This is a genomic window from Chitinophaga hostae (assembly GCF_018224885.1).
In the GTDB taxonomy this organism is placed as follows: domain Bacteria; phylum Bacteroidota; class Bacteroidia; order Chitinophagales; family Chitinophagaceae; genus Chitinophaga; species Chitinophaga hostae.
Window position 1 is genome coordinate 323,893 of the sequence record NZ_JAGTXB010000001.1, and the last position, 16,338, is coordinate 340,230.

Sequence of the window (16,338 nt, forward strand, 5' to 3'; positions counted from 1 at the left end):
TGCATGGTTGCAGCATTTGTTATACCTTCCGTAGGATTTATAGTGTAAACATAATTTTCTTATGTCAGCCAAAAAAATAGCCATTATAGGTGGAGGAAATCTGGGATCGGCCATTGCCCAGGGATTGCTGAAGAGCGGTTTTTCGAAGGCCGGTGATATCACTATTACCAAGCGTAATACCAGCACGTTAGCTGGTTTGAAGGAGGCAGGAGTACGGATAGAAACGGACAACGCGGTAGCGATCCGTGAATCGGAAGTGATTGTGGTGGCTTTAAAACCCTACAATGTGCGGGAAGTATTGCAGGAGTTCAAATCGTCGTTTGACCCCGGGAAGCATATCCTGATCAGCGTTGTAACCGGTGTAAGTATCGATGACCTGGAGCACGTGGTGCCCGGGATGCCGGTAGTGCGTGCCATGCCCAATACGGCCATTGCCATCCAGGAGTCTATTACCTGTATTTCGCATAAACATGCTACGGAAGAGCAGGTCCGGTATATCAAAACCATGTTTGACCAGCTGGGCGCCACGGTGAGTATTGATGAAAAGCTGATGGATGCCGCTACGGTACTGGGCGCCTGTGGTATTGCGTTTGCACTGCGTTACATCCGCGCCAATATCCAGGGTGGTATTGAAATTGGCTTTGACGTACGTACAGCCAGTCTTATTGCGGCCCAAACTGTAAAAGGTGCTGCTGAGCTGCTGATCCGTGAAAACCGGCATCCGGAGGAAGAAATTGACAAGGTAACCACCCCCAAGGGCTGCACGATTGCGGGCTTGAATGAAATGGAACATCAGGGTTTCAGTTCTTCACTGATAAAGGGGATTACTGCGTCTTACGACAAAATAGTAAAAGACTAGTCTTTCCGGGGATATTCGAAGAAGAGGAACTTTTTCTTTGCCAGGTCAAAATCTTTCCAGCTGTCTGTATCTGCCTGTATGCCAAAAATACCGGTGGTGGGGACGTTATCGATCCTTATTTCTTCGGTGAGGTAATTGGCGAAATCGGTAATACCGGGATTGTGGGCAAATATGGCTACAGCGCCAAAATCGTCGTCAATTTTGGTGATTACTTTGAGGAAGGTAGCGGCATAGCAGAGATAGAGTTCTTCTTCCAGGAGAATTGCCTGTTTCGGATATTTCCATTCGCCGGCCATCATTTTAGCGGTTGTTCTTGCTCTTTTTGCCGGGCTGGAAATGATTAGCTCAGGCACCATACCGCGTGTAATAAGGCGTTGTGCCATTTCCGGGGCGTTTTGTTTCCCCCTTTTGTTGAGTGGCCGGTCAAAGTCATCCATGTCCGGATCGGTCCAGCTGGATTTAGCATGACGTATGAGGAGTAATGTTTTCATGGGCTGAAAACCAATAGTTAACTGTAACGAAAATACTGATTTTACAGGAAGTTAACTTGTTAGACTTATACAGTCAGCGGGGGCCTGGTTATTTAAGATAAAATTAACATGGGTTGATATAGCTTTTAGCTATTAGCTGTTAATAAAGCGGAGATAAAAGCACTTCGCTCCTATCTCCGCTTTATTAACAGCTAATAGCTAACAGCTAAAAGCTATATTAATATCCTCTTTCGTTTTTGCCTTCCATGTAGTTCATAAATGCTTTATTTACTACGCGGTTGCCACCCGGAGTGGGGTAATTACCGGTAAAGTACCAGTCGCCCAGGTTATTGGGACAGGCAGCATGCAGGTTTTCGATAGATTGGTAGATAACTTCTATTTCAGCCTTGATACCGCCGGGGTTGAGGATTTCAGCGATTTTTGCAGAAATCTGTTCCGGTGTAAACGGTTTATAGATGTTTTTCACCACGTTTTGTGCGTGGAGGGTATTGGTACGCGACAGTTCCTTGCAGAGGCCATAGGCTTCGTGTAGGATGTGCTCTTTGCCATGGTCTTTCAGAAGGGCAATAGCCGCCTGGAAGGCTACGAAGTCGCCCATTTTGCTCATATCGATACCATAGCAGTCCGGGTAGCGGATCTGCGGGGCGGAAGATACGATGATGATCTTTTTAGGACCCAGACGATCCAGCATCTTCACGATACTTTCTTTCAGGGTGGTACCGCGTACAATGGAGTCGTCGATCACCACAAGAGAGTCGATTCCGGGTCTTACCTTTCCATAGGTAATATCGTATACGTGTTGTACCATTTCATTGCGGCTGGAATCTTCCGTAATGAACGTACGCATTTTCACATCTTTGGTGGCAATTTTATCGATGCGGATGCGGCGATTCACCATTTCAGTGAGCTTTTCCTCGTCGAAGTCTTTCCCCCAGGAGAGAATGCGTTCTACTTTTATTTTGTTGAGATATTCTTCCAGTCCTTTTAACAGGCCGTAGAAGGCTACTTCAGCGGTATTTGGAATAAAGGAGAAGATGGTATTACGCAGGTCATTATCAATGGCCTTTAATACGGTGCCGGATAAGTTACGGCCCAGGTCAGTACGTTCCTTGTATATTTTTTCGTCGTTACCACGGGAGAAGTAGATTCTTTCAAAGCTGCAGGCTTTGCGTTCCTTAGGTTCGAGAATTTGTTCGATGGAGTAATCGCCGTTGTTTTTAACGATCAGCGCATTACCTGGCATCAGTTCCAGTACTTCATTTTCTCCAACGTTAAAGGTGGTGCGGATAGCGGCTCTTTCAGAAGCGGCTACAATTACATCATCGTTAATGTAGTAATAAGAAGGACGGATACCGTGTGCATCACGGATAACGAAGGCATCTCCGGAGCCGATAAGGCCGCAGGTATGGTATCCTCCGTCGAACATAGAAAAGGCCTGTTGCAGGATCTTTTTTATATCAAGTTCGTTGCTGCCTTCATTATCTTCTTTTGCCAGGAAATGGTGTACCACTTCCAGCATGGCGGCGAGATCGCTGTTTTTGTGAACCTCACCTGGCTGTGCCTTGGAGAACTCAAACAGTTCGTCGGTGTTGATCAGGTTGAAGTTGCCTGCCATCGCGAGGTTACGGGCAGGAATGGTATTGTAGCGCACAAAAGGGTGGCACAGTTCCACGTTGTTTTTACCCTGGGTTGCATAACGGATATGTCCCATCATGAGTTCTCCGAGGAAGCGTACATGGCCTTTCATCAGCCCGGGATATTTGGTAATTTCCGGCTGATATTTTTCTATCTCCTGTATCTCGTCACGTACTTTTGCGAAAATATCACCAATCGCCTGCGGGGCGGCACTGCGGATGCGGTGCATAAAGGGAACACCGGGTTCGGTATTCAGTTTTACGGTAGCCAAACCGGCGCCATCCTGGCCCCTGTTATGTTGTTTTTCCATGAGCAGGTACAGTTTGTTTAGCCCATAGAAAACGCTCCCATATTTTTGTTGGTAGTAGGAAAACGGTTTTCTTAATCTTATAAATGCCAGACCGCATTCATGTTTGATCGCATCACTCATGGCAGAAAATTGAAGTCGCAAAGGTACGCCAAAAAAGGAGAAAACCAGTCAGCAGGAGGTAATAGGATCAGGAAACGCGGTTTAGCTATTAGCTTTTGGCTGTTAGCCTTTAGCAGCGGGGAGATAAATGTCCCGAAATCAAGCTGAAAGCTGCGACCATATTTCACCGGTGGGCGTAAAAAAAGCGGAGATAAAAGCACATCGCTCCTATCTCCGCTTCACTAACTGCTAAAAGCTAAAAGCTAACAGCTATATCACTGTTTCGCCAGGGACGACATCCACTGGCTGATACGATTACAGTTTTTGTACTCATCATCCACGTGTACATAGAAAGTTGGGATCTTTTCGATTAACCATTTGTTGATGGCTTCTGCGCGTTTGATATCCAGTGTACGTTGTTGTATACGGGAGTAGTCGTCAGTAAGATTTTCCCTATGTGGTTGTGAGCGTGTTTTCAGGTAAACGATGCGTACGGATGTGCGGCCGCTTTCATCGGTAAATTGTGCCGGAGCGGATATCTGGCCTGCTTTCAGGGTATCGAGCATCATTACGATTTCTCGTTCGCCCGGATCATCGAGTTGGTCGATGGTGATGAGGGTGCTGCCGTCGCCGGTTTTGGACTGGAGCATACCGCCATCAAATTTGGCGCTTGGCGCGTCGCTGTATTTGGCAACGGCTTCTGCAAAGTTGATTCTGCCGGACAAGATGCTGGTGCGAATGGAGTCCAGTTTGGCGATATTGCTTGCCAGGTCGGACTTGGTTACAGCTGCCCTGAGGATGATGTGTTGAACGGTGATATTATCGCCGGAACGTTTCAGCATCTGGATAATATGATAGCCGAACTGGGATTTCACCGGTGAGGAGATTTCACCTTCTTTTAAACGGAAGGCGGCTGCCACGAAGTCGGGGTCCCAGGAGTTCTTATCGTTGCGGTTGAGTGATAAAATACCTTTGTTATCTTTTACGCTTGGATCTTCGGAGTAGAGTATAGCCAGGGAGCTAAAGTCTGATTCCTTGTTGAGCACGCGTTTTTTGAAGTCGAGGAGGCGGTCAATGGCATATTGGTCCATTTCGCGGGTCGCTTTGGGCGTTAGTACGAGGGTACCTATTTCCAGTTCTGACTCGTAGAATTTGAGGCTATCTTTTGGGATAGCGTCGAAGAAGCGTTTTACTTCTGAGGGGGTTACTTTTACCGGTTCGATGATTTTATTACGCATTGCCTGTGCAAGCAATCCTTCTTTGATTGGTTGGCGGAAGCGTTCGCGGAGCTGGTAAATGGAGTATCCGGTTACTTCCTTCATTTTTTCCTTGCTGCCATACATCTGCTCAAAGTAGCGGATACGGTTTTCCATTTGGGCTTCCACGTCGCCGTCGCTTACGGGTAAGCTGTCTCTTTCCGCTTGTAACACCATTACCTTCTGGGAAATCAGCATTTCCAGGGTTTTGCAGGCTGCGTCGGGCATCAGGTTGCCGTCGGGCGAGTTATGCTGCTGATCGCTGAGCGCCCCGTCCATATCGGATTTGAGGATAATTTTATCCCCTACAACGCCGATAATCTTGTCTGCAATCAGTTTTTGCTGGGCCGAAGAGGCTTGCCATAACAGCAAAGCCCCTGCGGATAATGCTAAAAGTTTCTTCATACAAAAGCGGTAAAAACCAAAAATAACCATTTAAAAGTGAGCAGCATAGGGAAAGTCGATGGATTTAACAAAAGTTTAGATGAATCGGCGCCAGTGCCGTTTTTTTGAAGCTAAAGCGATAAAATAGAAAGCAAAAAGCTATCGTGATGAATGATCCAAGCGACTTTAAAAATTATGCCGGGTCATTCGCTACGATAGCTTTTTGCTTTATGTATTACGCTTTAAGCTTTCTTAAAGTGTTCTTTTAACTTCTACTTCTTCAAACCCTTCGATGTTATCATTAGGTCTGAGGTCGCTATAGCCTCTTACACTCAAACCGCACTCCATGTTGGCGGCAACTTCCTTCACGTCATCTTTATAACGTTTCAGGGAGCCGAGTTCGCCGGTGAATACCACGATACCGTCGCGTACCACATTGATACGGGTGTTTCTTGTCAGCTTGCCATCGGTAACGAAGCAACCTGCCACGGTAACTTTTTCGAATTTGTAAGTTTCGCGCACCTGAACGTTGCACACCACTTTCTTTTCGATTTTTGGTTCCAACATACCTTCCATGGCGCTCTTGATTTCATCGATCGCGTCATAGATGATGGAGTAGTTACGGATTTCAATATTTTCTTTTTCCGCCAGCTTAGCAGCCTGGGAAGAAGGACGTACCTGGAATCCGAGGATGATGGCATCAGAAGCGGTAGCCAGCAATACGTCGGATTCTGTAATCTGACCTACTGCTTTGTGAACGATACTGATGACAATTTCTTCGGTAGAGAGTTTTTGCAGGGAGTCGCTCAATGCTTCCACGGAACCATCAAAGTCGGCTTTGATGATCAGGTTCAGCTGTTTGAAGTTACCCAGTGCCAAACGACGGCCGATTTCATCCAGTGTGATATGTTTCTTCGTACGGATACCTTGTTCACGAACGATCTGTGCTCTGCGGTTAGCCACATCTTTTGCTTCAGATTCGTCTTCGAACATTTTGAATTTCTCACCAGCCTGTGGAGCACCGTTTAAGCCGAGCACCTGAACCGGCATAGAAGGACCTGCTTCTTCCATTTTCTGACCACGTTCGTTAAACATGGCTTTGATTTTACCGAAGAAGGAGCCGGATACGATGGTATCGCCCTGACGGAGAGTACCATTTTGTACCAGCAGGGAGGCTACGTAACCGCGGCCTTTGTCCAGTGTCGCTTCCACGATGCTACCGGATGCTTCGCGGTCAGGATTTGCTTTCAATTCCAGCAGTTCCGCTTCCAGCAGTATTTTTTCGAGGAGGACGTCTATGTTTAACCCGTTTTTGGCAGATATTTCCTGGCTTTGGTATTTACCGCCCCAGTCTTCTACCAGGAGGTTCATGCCAGCCAGTTGTTCTTTAATTTTTTCAGGGTTGGCGCCTTCTTTATCCACCTTATTGATGGCGAATACCATTGGCAGACCAGCGGCCTGTGAGTGGGAGATCGCTTCCCTTGTTTGTGGCATGATGGCATCATCAGCGGCTACCACGATAACAGCGATATCCGCTGCTTTGGCACCACGGGCACGCATCGCGGTAAACGCTTCGTGACCAGGCGTATCGAGGAAGGTGATTTTCTTACCACTGGCGGTGGTTACCTGGTAAGCACCGATATGCTGGGTGATACCACCGGCTTCACCGGCTACCACGTTTGCACTGCGGATATAATCGAGCAGGGAGGTTTTACCGTGATCGACGTGACCCATGATGGTCACAATCGGTGCACGTGGCACCAGGTCTGCAGGATCATCTACTTCATCATCCTCATCGGTTTCTTCAGCATCTTCCAGACCGATGAATTCCACTTCGTATCCAAATTCGCCGGCTACCAGTTCTATTACTTCCGCATCGAGGCGTTGGTTGATAGATACCATGATACCGAGGCCCATACATTTAGAGATCACTTCTGCGAAGCTTACGTCCATCAGGTTAGCCAGTTCGGAAACAGAAACGAATTCTGTTACCTGGAGTTTGTTGTCTCCATCTCCTTCTTTTGCTTTCTGTTGGGCTCTTTCTTCACGTTTATCTCTACGGTGTTTAGCTTTCACGTTTTTACCGCGACCGCCACCGAGTTTGGCCATTGTTTCCTTGATCTTATTTTGGATCTCGTTCTTATCGATTTCTTTCTCTTCGGTAGTGCGTTTATCTTCACCACGGTTACCCTGGCCTGGTCTGTTATAACCACCGCCCTGGCCTGGCCTGTTGTAGCCACCGCCCTGACCGGGTCTGTTACCACCCTGGCCCTGGCCGCCGCCCTGACGGTTATAACCGCCACCTTGTCCAGCTGGTCTGTTGCCACCGGCACCAGTACCGCCTTGTCCGGCTGGCCTGTTATAGCCACCGCCCTGACCTTGTCCGCCGGCTCTGTTGTAGCCACCGCCACCGGTTCCGGTGTTGGTGCCGCCGCCTGGACGGTTGTTATTGCGGTTATCGCCTTGCTGGCGATTGCCCTGATGTCCCTGACCCTGGTGTCCACCGCGGTTATCGTTATGGTGGGGACGATTGCCGCCTTGTCCGCCATGCTGATGCGGACGGTGTTCGCCCGGAGCGCCGCCTTCTTTGCGATCACCTTCCTTAAAGTCTTTAGGCTGAACAGGTTCAGGTTTCTTTTCAACGATGATACGCTTGCGTTTGCGTTTCTCGTCCCTGCTAAAGTTGTTGTTCTTATTGTTATCGCGTCTGTCAGATTGAACTGGCAGCTCAATTTTGCCGATTACTTTAGGGCCGGTTAATTTTTCGGCCTGGATATTTTCGATTACAGCCGGACCTGCGACATCATCCTGTGCCTGTGTGGCAGCGGGAGGAGGTGTTGGTGGCGTGTTTTCGGCAGTAGTGGGTTTGCGATTTTCAGTCTTTACGACATGTTTAACAGGAATGTGCGCCGGTTCTTTGACTGCAGCCGGTTTTGCCTCTTGTAATACTTCTTCCACTTTTTTAACTACAGGTTTATCTTCAACCGGTGCGGCTTTTTCCGTTTGTTCTGTCGTATCGGTTTTTTCTGTTTTCGCTACTTTCTCTACCGGTGGGGTGGTTTCAGCTTTAGGGGCTTGTTCCACTTTTTCGGTTTTATCAGCTTTTTCAACTGGTTTTTCAGTTGGTGTTGTAGTTGCTTCCTGTACGGGAGGAGCGGGAACAGGTTTAGGTTCCGGTTGTTTTTCGGCAACGGGAGGAGCAGGGGTAACCGGGGTGGGTTTTTCTTCCTTCACCGGTGGTTTAACTGCTTCTGGTTGCGGAGCCGGGGTTTCTTCCTGGTCTGCTTTCTTTGCAACTGGTTTTTTATTGCGGTTTAGTGCATCCAGATCGATGGTAGTAATTACTTTAGGACCGTTGATTTTCGGTGATTCGGTTTTCACTACTTCTGGATCAGCCGGAGGAGGCGTTGCCGGCGCTTTAGGAACTTCCGCAACAGGGGGAGCTGTAACAACGGGTGGTTCAGGCTTCGGTTCAGCTTTTTCCTTTGCGGGAGGCGGAGGAGTTGCCGGAGCAACATTCGCCTGTGGTTGTGGTTCCGGTTTAGGGGCTTCCTTCACTGGTTCCGGTTGAGGTTCTCTTTTTTCTTCCTGTTTAGGAGTTTCCGCTGCCGGAGTTGGAGATGCCTCATTTTCTTTATTGGTATTCTTTTTAGCCGCCGCTTCCGCTTCCTCTTTTTCTTTCTTCTTCATCGTTTCTAACACGCTTCCTTTAGGCAGGGCTATCTGGTCGCTTTTGCGCTTATTAGCCTTGTCCTGCTGGAATTCCGACTGCAGTGCTGCGTACATAACAGCCGTAAGGCGGGCATTGGGAGAACCAAAGCCACCCATGTCAAAGCCTTTATTGCCAAGGAAATCGATGAGGGTTTCCTTACCAATATTAAACTCCTTGGCTGCAGCCAGCAATCGTGGTGTGTTGTTTGTTGTTTCAGGCATATCGTATTTCGGGCCTCCCCTGTTTCCCGTTTCTTCAAAACGGGATGTTTTTTTACGTTTAAACAATAACTCGAAAAAATCAATTCCCTTTCTAATAAGGCCTTTACCTGGGAAGGGTTGTGGCTCGGCTTTATTCTTTGTCAAACTCTTCCTGTAATATTCTTCTTACATCCTGCACTGTCTCTTCTTCCAGATCAGAACGGCGTACCAGTTCTTCAACAGTCAGCTCCAATACGCTGCGGGCAGTGTCACAACCTATTCGCTTCAGTTCATCTATTATCCATTCTTCGATTTCATCCGAGAATTCTTCCAGATCGATATCAAATTCAGACTGTTCCTGTGCTTCATCACGGAATACATCGATCTCGTAACCAGTCAGTTCGCAAGCCAGCTTAATGTTTACACCTTTTTTACCGATGGCCAGTGATACCTGGTCAGGGTTGAGGTAAACGGAAGCGTATTTGTTTTCGTTATCCACTTCCATGCGGCTGATCCTGGCGGGTGTTAAGGAACGCTGAATCAACAGTTGAATGTTGGTGGTAAAGTTAATGATATCGATATTTTCATTTCTCAATTCGCGTACGATGCCATGTATACGGCTACCTTTCATACCAACGCAGGCACCTACCGGATCTATACGGTCATCGTAGGATTCAACAGCCACTTTGGCTCTTTCACCTGGTTCGCGAACAATTTTCTTGATAACAATAAGCCCGTCAAAGATCTCAGGCACCTCAATTTCCAGCAATTTAGCCAGGAAGGATGGATGTGTGCGGGAGAGAATGATGAGTGGTGCATTGTTTTTCATTTCCACTTTCTTCACCACCGCTCTTACGTTCTCCCCTTTTTTGAAATAATCAGTGGGGATTTGTTCAGATTTAGGCAAAATTAACTCATTCCCTTCATCATCAAGCAATAAAACTTCTTTTTTCCAAACCTGGTATACTTCACCATTTACAATTTCACCGGCTTTGTCAGCATATTTCTTTACCAGGATATTCTTTTTCAGGTCGCCGATACGGGCTGATAAAGTCTGCTTAGCCGCCAGGATGGCCCTGCGACCGAAGTCCATGATCTCTACCTCTTCATATAAATCTTCTCCCACCTGATAATCCGGTTCAACCAGGATTGCTTCAGAATAGGCGATCTGGGCATTGTCATCTTCTACTTCCCCATCATTAACGATGGTGCGACGGCGTAATATTTCAAGGTCACCTTTTTCGGTATTTACAATCACGTCAAAATTCTCATCTGAGCCATATTTTTTCCGCAGCAGTGTTTTGAACACATCCTCCAGGACCTTCATCAATGTAGGACGGTCAATGTTTTCCGCCTCCTTGAACTCGGTAAATGACTCAATCAAGTTAATACTAGCCATGTTTAGTTGTTATATTTTAAAACACGATGCACACCTTTGTGTGCTTTATTTCATTAAGTTTTAAATCGGTTGCTTTTTTTTCTTTCTTCTTGCCTACCAGCTCTTCAATGTTAATCCCTTCTTCGGTGACCGATTGCAGGGTGCCTTCCTTTACGGAGCCATCCAGCAGGGTTACTTCCACTTTGCGTCCAATATTTTTAAGGTATTGTCTGTGCAGTTTGAGCGGTTCATCCAGGCCCGGGGACGAGACTTCAAGCGAGAAATCGTTGTTAGGGAACAGTTCTGCCGCTTCCAGCAAAGGATATAACTGACGGTTAAATGACACCAGCGTAGCCACCGGTACTCCTTTATCTCCGTCCAGAAAGAGCTTAATATTGTTAGTGGGCTTAATTCTGATGTCTACCAAAAAATTGTCGGGATCGTTAGCCAGCAGTCCTTCTGCTATTTCCCGGATAGCTTTTATCACGTGTTCGTTTGCCATACAAAAAGCGCGAAGGGGACAATATCTCGTCCCCTTCGTTGAATCATTTTTTCCTCACACAAAATTATGATTTTATTTTGATTGAAAAACTATTTCTTTAACTTGTATATAAATATTTATGTGAGAAGCTCTGCCATCATTCATATGTATTTTTAAAATATTTGACGTGAGCACCGCTTTCCTGCGAAAAATAAATATAGAACTGATTGCCTGGCCCCTGGGGCTTATCCTCTTATATATGATGAACCCCGATGAAAAGGCAGGCAGCTTATGTTTACTAAAAAAAATAGGCATCCCCTTTTGCCCCGGTTGCGGACTAGGCCACGGTATTCATTATTTTTTACATGGACAATGGTCCGCTGCCATCCAGCATCACTGGTTATCGCCGCTGGTGGCAGTTGTACTGCTCTATCGCACTGTCCAGCTGGCCCGGCTTCAATACGCTGACTATAAACAACCATAAACCCAATAACTATGAGTGATTTTTCATTTGCCATGCTTCCCGGTATCGAAACAGAGGAAATGATCTGGTTACAGGAACTTACCAAAAGCTACTCGGCAGAGAATAAACAGCGCTTTCTCTCTGTATACCAGAGCCGGCGCAAAGATCCGCAGACAATCCTTATTTGCAGCCTGATTGGATTTGTAGCAGTAGCCGGCGTTCAGCGTTTCCTGCTGAACCAGATCGCGATGGGTATCGTATACGTGGTAACACTGGGCTTTTGCTTTGTAGGCACCATCATCGATGCCGTTAACTACCGCAAAATGACCTGGCAATACAACAAAAAGGAAGCCCTTGCCTCCGCCGCACTACTGGGACTTTAATTCCTATGGAACGTTAAAAAAAACCTAAAATGAGGTGATTTTCAAGACGTCGGAAAGGATATTCCGCTAACTTCGCACCATTATGTTGAAATTTCTCTTTTCCATATTTATTGCATGGCTGCTGTACAAACTGGTGTTTGATCTGCTCATACCGGGTTATAAAGTAACCAAGCAGGTACGCAGACAGATGAGCGATATGCAGGAGCATATGCGTCAACAGTATGAAAGCCAGCAAGGTGCGCAGCAGGGACAACCTCAGGGTCCGTCATCTCCTCCCGAATCCAAAAAGGTGGATAAAGGAGACTATCTTGACTTCGAAGAAATTAAATAAAAAGGGGCCGGTTTATTAACCGGCCTTTTTTATACTGCATTCGCAGGACGAAAAATATCGAGAATCGTTTTTGGCGCCTGTAGGTGAATGGTTTGTAAGCCCACCGCTTTAGCTCCTTCTATATTCTGCAATAAATCATCAATAAACAGTGTTTCCCCGGCATTCAGCCCGTTTTCATCCAATACCATCTGGTAACATTCCTTATCCGGCTTGCGCTGTCCCATTTCATGGGAATAATACGCCCTGTCGAAAAAAGTGCCGAGGGAAGGGATGCCACGGCTTTCCTGCAATAACCTGTTAAATTCGTCCAGGTGAATAGCATTGGTATTACTGAGTAAATAGAGATTGTAATGCTGACGCAATTGCTGTAATAGCTGCAGCCGTTGCACGGGGAAGTCCAGCAACATGGCATTCCAGGCAGCCACTATCTGTTTGTCAGTTACGTTTTCCGGAACGTGTTTATGCATTTCCGCCAGGAACTCCTCTGTAGACACATGACCGGTTTCCAGTCCATTGAATAAGCTGGAGCCATGAAACTGTGAATACAGTTCATTGAAATTCCGGACGCCCAGGCTGGTAAACGCGTCGTTGGTCAACTGGTAGTTAATATTCAGGATTACGCCACCCAGGTCGAAAATGATATTTTTGATGCCTTGCATATGGTCAGATGTTGAGTGCAAATTTATTAAAGTGTAGGCGTAAGCGTTGGGATTAAAAAATTTTTTTAGGTTAATTCGAGAAAATAATTACTTTTGCCGTCCCTTGAAAAGGGGAATTTTGTTCTTCGGAACGGGTCCTATAGCTCAGTTGGTTAGAGCACCTGACTCATAATCAGGGGGTCCCAGGATCATGCCCTGGTGGGACCACAAGACAGTAAAGGCTTTCAGCGGACTGACGCGGAAAGCCTTTTTTCATTTGATACATGTTTTGATACATGTTGCTTTGGATCAAGTTGAAACGTTGGCGGGAATGGATGAAAAATAGTTGATTTGCATCCAATTGAATTATTTACAGCCGCCAGGAATTTCAACCTTTTGATCGAGGTGCTGTTACCAGAAGGGATTTTATATTATTTTGAAATAACTCCCGCCTCTCAAACCGATACGGAGATAAGTATTTATTGAGAAGAGAAGAATATACTCCCCGTTGAACGAAGTTAATCCCCTTCAATAACGCTTTCAGGACTAGCCGCTAATTTATTGGCTCTTCCCAAATATTACACAACTTCATTAGTATTTTTTATCGGCATTTATTGCGCAAATAGAGAGCGTACTCCCTTCGTATTTTAATTCAACTAAATCTTCTTGTTAACCATAAACATTATTTAATGACAGTTACGTCCATTAATGACCTTAAAAGCCTGACCAGTCCTCAAACAAACACCATTTATCGTGTTTTAGGTTATAAAACAGCCAACGACGGTGGCGGTGGAGAGTTCTATTGGGACAACGTTAATACCGCACCGGAAAACGGAGGTACCATTTTTATCGCCTCTACGGGCTGCTGGAAAAGATTGTATGATGGAGAATTAAATGTGAAGTGGTTCGGGGCAAAAGGTGATAATTCTGTTGATGATGGGCCTGCAATCAATAAGTGCCTTGACTACGCCAGAGAGTTATTTACTAACGGAGGGAAATTGGCGTTTCCCCGCGGGCGTTATCGCATTTCCGAAACGCTGAATATGACCAATCTCCTTTTTTGGCAAATTATTGGTGAAGGTGCAACTATTGCTCCTGATAAAGCTATTACAGCTATCAATATACAAGGCAGCCGATCCACATATACTGGATTGAATATTAGCTTTGAATCCTTGACGCGTGATGAGATCAATGAGAACTGTGTTGCTATCTGGCTTCATAAAGATGGGCACTCCGCACAAGATCAGGTGAATAACACCACTTTTGAGTGTTTTTCTATTATTGGTGCTCATACTGGCATCAAATCAGTACCGGATACTGGCCTGATATGGCAATTGGATTTCAAATCTATTTACTTCGATCTTTATGAAGGAGTTGCCTCAACACAGGCAATAGGGTTCGATATTGCCAGTGGCTTTAATCAGGGTGGCAGTACCACAATAAGGATTTCAAAATGTTGTGTTCAAAGCTTTATGGTCGGCAGAAAAAACAGCCAGGGCGAATCCCTTTATCCGAAACGCATTGGTTACAAGGGATATAGAATTTACTATTCCACGGATGTTTATATTGTTGACTCTTCCTATGATGGTTATCTGGATACAACCATCCAGCTGACTCAAAATGGTCAGGTGATGGATATATTCTCAAAAAATGTTCATATTGATGGATTTCACAGCGAAGCCTTGACCAATACCCTAAATGCCAATAATCTCGTGGCTCCATTCCGGATTAACAGCACTGGTTTTCTCGATATTAAAAACGTGATAATACTGGAATCGTTTATGAACTGCGGTGGGCCGACAGCAGCCGGTGCCTGGTTTCTTTTATTTGGCGGAGGCGTTTTTAATTTTGGCACCTATAACGACAATCACATTGGTTCTGCAGACAATACGCCTGTTTATATTATTACCCTCAGTAATCTGCTGGACGGGGATGATGTCACCAATAAGAGGTCGCAGATAAATTTATCTAATTCAATACAACCCTCTCAGGTACATCTGCTGAATAGGAATTATAACAGCATACATTTCGATGCCATGGAGGTAAATGGCTTAGTTACCTCAGTTGTTGGTATAGCTCCGGTTACAATTTTAACCATCCCAACCACACGTGCTTCTTGCATGATTGCTGTGCGGGGTTTTTCACAGGTAGATGGTACCTCTTATTTTATCGATTATCTGGTAATATCAAGGTCTCGGACCAGCGGGATCGTGAAGGTGAAGTCGCTACTCAACGATAGCAATAGTTATGCAAATGTCGTGAATACCTATAGTGTTACCCCCGATGGAAATATTCAGCTTGCCAGGAATATCTCCACTGGTTTTTGGATAACAGCCAAAGTTGTAAACATGATTTGATCATAATTTATCTATGCTCTGCCTCCAGGATTGTGAACATAAAATAACAACGCCTTATCAGTATCCAATGTTTGTAAGGCGTTCGTCCTTTTTATTAGTAAAACCGGAGCGTAAATCCATAGCTACTATGGAGATGAATGAGAATATCATAAGAAAATCCCTGTTTTTCTATCTTTAAGCAAAAGATATTATTTTCACCCATACCTAACTATTATTTATGAAATCATTATTTGTAGCCCTTTTTTGCGTGTTAGCCAGTAGTATCGTAACAGCCCAAAATGCCCTGCCAGCTGCCAATGGCTATGTAGGCATCGGAACTTCTACTCCCACGAGTCGCCTTCATGTACTGGATAATAATCGAAACTATTATGTGGACAGAGGGATTCCGGGACAGTCAGACGATAATATAACTGAAAATTACATTCTGCTCCATGTTATGTATGTAGGTACTACTCTGCCAACCGATTATAATGTAATGGGACGTTTTAGTGCTGTGCGGGGCAGCCAGGTTGGATCAAACAGGAAATGGATCGTTGATGTAAACACAGCCTCTGCATACAATAGAAATACCGGTAACCTGGTATCTTTTAGTGATCGAGCTACGCTGGTGTCGCTTACATATAATTCTATCCAATACCTGGCAGTTTCCATTCCCAAGGCATCAACTCTTTTCAATTTCTCTTTTACCGGATACGCTCAAAATGATGCATTTAAACTAGTGCGGGGTGATGAGGTTACAGATGTAAACATCTTCAACGCTTCAGAAGAAGTCGGAATCCAGGGAACAGTGGTGATAAAGAATGCAGCCAGCTCCAGTCGCCTGGTGCTTGCGGGAAGTGACACTACTTACTCAAATATAATGGCGATTAACCACAGTGGTTGGCCAAACACTCAACTTTATATCGGAAATACATCTTCCAGTTACATTGTAACTTCACAACGGAGTGCCAATATCATCGAAAGCTACAGGGATCTCCATATAGGGGCTGCAAATATCGGCAGTAGTATTATTTTCGAGAATGGAAGAACAGGTACATCGATAGGATCTTCTATGGTAATTGACGGTAATAAAAATGTGGGCATCGGTGTGGATAATCCAACGTATAAACTTGCAGTTAACGGAACTATCGGAGCAAGACGGGTGAAGGTTACCCAGGAGCAATGGGCTGATTATGTATTTCACCCTAATTATAAACTCCCGTCACTGGCCACTGTAGAACAATTTATTAAAGACAACGGGCATCTGCCGGATATTCCATCAGAAAAAGAAGTAATCGAAAAGGTACCGATCTGGGAGAAATCAATAGATTATACCTCCAGAAGATAGAGGAATTGACACTCTATATTATTGACCTACAACA

13 protein-coding genes and 1 tRNA gene are annotated in these 16,338 nt (G+C 45.5%); 7 read left to right on the forward strand and 7 right to left on the reverse strand.

Annotation, left to right across the window (positions count from 1 at the left end):
* Window positions 1–61 precede the first annotated feature (61 nt).
* Window positions 62–859 (forward strand): pyrroline-5-carboxylate reductase, encoded by a 798-nt coding sequence (gene proC, locus KE626_RS01395; RefSeq protein ID WP_211971093.1) that lies wholly within the window; start codon window positions 62–64, stop codon window positions 857–859.
* Here the strand turns inward: proC and KE626_RS01400 are convergent.
* The 6 genes from KE626_RS01400 to KE626_RS01425 form a co-directional block, all read right to left on the reverse strand.
* On the reverse strand, window positions 856–1,350 hold the full coding sequence (locus KE626_RS01400) for a SixA phosphatase family protein (protein WP_211971094.1): 495 nt from the start codon (window positions 1,348–1,350) through the stop codon (window positions 856–858). The genes proC and KE626_RS01400 overlap by 4 nt on opposite strands.
* Before the next feature lie 217 nt (window positions 1,351–1,567).
* On the reverse strand, window positions 1,568–3,295 hold the full coding sequence (locus tag KE626_RS01405; RefSeq protein WP_249207189.1) for an amidophosphoribosyltransferase: 1,728 nt from the start codon (window positions 3,293–3,295) through the stop codon (window positions 1,568–1,570).
* A gap of 374 nt (window positions 3,296–3,669) precedes the next feature.
* The gene (locus KE626_RS01410) at window positions 3,670–5,055 is read right to left on the reverse strand and encodes a peptidylprolyl isomerase (protein WP_211971096.1); all 1,386 of its coding nucleotides are present in this window, start codon (window positions 5,053–5,055) and stop codon (window positions 3,670–3,672) included.
* Between the two features lie 231 nt (window positions 5,056–5,286).
* Window positions 5,287–9,111, reverse strand: coding sequence for a translation initiation factor IF-2 (gene infB / locus KE626_RS01415; protein WP_249207190.1), 3,825 nt, complete (start codon window positions 9,109–9,111; stop codon window positions 5,287–5,289).
* Window positions 9,098–10,345, reverse strand: a complete 1,248-nt coding sequence (gene nusA, locus KE626_RS01420; protein WP_211971097.1) for a transcription termination factor NusA — start codon at window positions 10,343–10,345, stop codon at window positions 9,098–9,100. The genes infB and nusA overlap by 14 nt, the downstream gene beginning before the upstream one ends.
* A gap of 16 nt (window positions 10,346–10,361) precedes the next feature.
* Entirely contained in the window at window positions 10,362–10,826 is a 465-nt protein-coding gene (locus tag KE626_RS01425; RefSeq protein WP_211971098.1) for a ribosome maturation factor RimP, read from the reverse strand.
* 166 nt (window positions 10,827–10,992) lie between these two features.
* Here KE626_RS01425 and KE626_RS01430 point away from each other — a divergent pair, with 166 nt between their 5' ends.
* The 3 genes from KE626_RS01430 to KE626_RS01440 all read left to right on the forward strand — a co-directional run bounded on the left by KE626_RS01430 (window position 10,993) and on the right by KE626_RS01440 (window position 11,982).
* Window positions 10,993–11,289: a DUF2752 domain-containing protein gene (locus KE626_RS01430; RefSeq protein ID WP_211971099.1), complete on the forward strand. Its 297-nt coding sequence runs from the start codon at window positions 10,993–10,995 to the stop codon at window positions 11,287–11,289.
* An 11-nt stretch (window positions 11,290–11,300) separates the two neighbouring features.
* A complete protein-coding gene (locus KE626_RS01435) occupies window positions 11,301–11,651 on the forward strand; it encodes a TM2 domain-containing protein (RefSeq protein WP_211971100.1) in 351 nt (116 codons plus the stop codon).
* Between the two features lie 82 nt (window positions 11,652–11,733).
* A complete protein-coding gene (locus KE626_RS01440; protein WP_211971101.1) occupies window positions 11,734–11,982 on the forward strand; it encodes a hypothetical protein in 249 nt (82 codons plus the stop codon).
* Window positions 11,983–12,011: 29 nt separating this feature from the next.
* Here the strand turns inward: KE626_RS01440 and KE626_RS01445 are convergent, their stop codons facing one another.
* Entirely contained in the window at window positions 12,012–12,641 is a 630-nt protein-coding gene (locus tag KE626_RS01445; protein WP_211971102.1) for an HAD family hydrolase, read from the reverse strand.
* Window positions 12,642–12,774: 133 nt separating this feature from the next.
* Between KE626_RS01445 and KE626_RS01450 the strand changes: the two genes are divergently transcribed.
* The 3 genes from KE626_RS01450 (at window position 12,775) to KE626_RS01460 (ending at window position 16,304) form a co-directional block, all read left to right on the forward strand.
* A tRNA-Ile gene (locus KE626_RS01450) sits at window positions 12,775–12,848 on the forward strand.
* A gap of 461 nt (window positions 12,849–13,309) precedes the next feature.
* Window positions 13,310–14,977, forward strand: a complete 1,668-nt coding sequence (locus KE626_RS01455; protein WP_211971103.1) for a glycosyl hydrolase family 28-related protein — start codon at window positions 13,310–13,312, stop codon at window positions 14,975–14,977.
* Between the two features lie 217 nt (window positions 14,978–15,194).
* The gene (locus KE626_RS01460; RefSeq protein WP_211971105.1) at window positions 15,195–16,304 is read left to right on the forward strand and encodes a hypothetical protein; all 1,110 of its coding nucleotides are present in this window, start codon (window positions 15,195–15,197) and stop codon (window positions 16,302–16,304) included.
* Window positions 16,305–16,338: the final 34 nt, after the last annotated feature.

Coding starts and splice junctions, on each gene's coding strand:
- KE626_RS01400 (WP_211971094.1), bottom strand. CDS start 1,350: ATGAAAACATTACTCCTCATACGTCATGCTAAATCCAGCTGGACCGAT.
- nusA (WP_211971097.1), bottom strand. CDS start 10,345: ATGGCTAGTATTAACTTGATTGAGTCATTTACCGAGTTCAAGGAGGCG.
- KE626_RS01425 (WP_211971098.1), bottom strand. CDS start 10,826: ATGGCAAACGAACACGTGATAAAAGCTATCCGGGAAATAGCAGAAGGA.
- KE626_RS01405 (WP_249207189.1), bottom strand. CDS start 3,295: ATGGAAAAACAACATAACAGGGGCCAGGATGGCGCCGGTTTGGCTACC.
- KE626_RS01455 (WP_211971103.1), top strand. CDS start 13,310: ATGACAGTTACGTCCATTAATGACCTTAAAAGCCTGACCAGTCCTCAA.
- KE626_RS01435 (WP_211971100.1), top strand. CDS start 11,301: ATGAGTGATTTTTCATTTGCCATGCTTCCCGGTATCGAAACAGAGGAA.
- KE626_RS01445 (WP_211971102.1), bottom strand. CDS start 12,641: ATGCAAGGCATCAAAAATATCATTTTCGACCTGGGTGGCGTAATCCTG.
- proC (WP_211971093.1), top strand. CDS start 62: ATGTCAGCCAAAAAAATAGCCATTATAGGTGGAGGAAATCTGGGATCG.
- KE626_RS01440 (WP_211971101.1), top strand. CDS start 11,734: ATGTTGAAATTTCTCTTTTCCATATTTATTGCATGGCTGCTGTACAAA.
- KE626_RS01460 (WP_211971105.1), top strand. CDS start 15,195: ATGAAATCATTATTTGTAGCCCTTTTTTGCGTGTTAGCCAGTAGTATC.
- KE626_RS01410 (WP_211971096.1), bottom strand. CDS start 5,055: ATGAAGAAACTTTTAGCATTATCCGCAGGGGCTTTGCTGTTATGGCAA.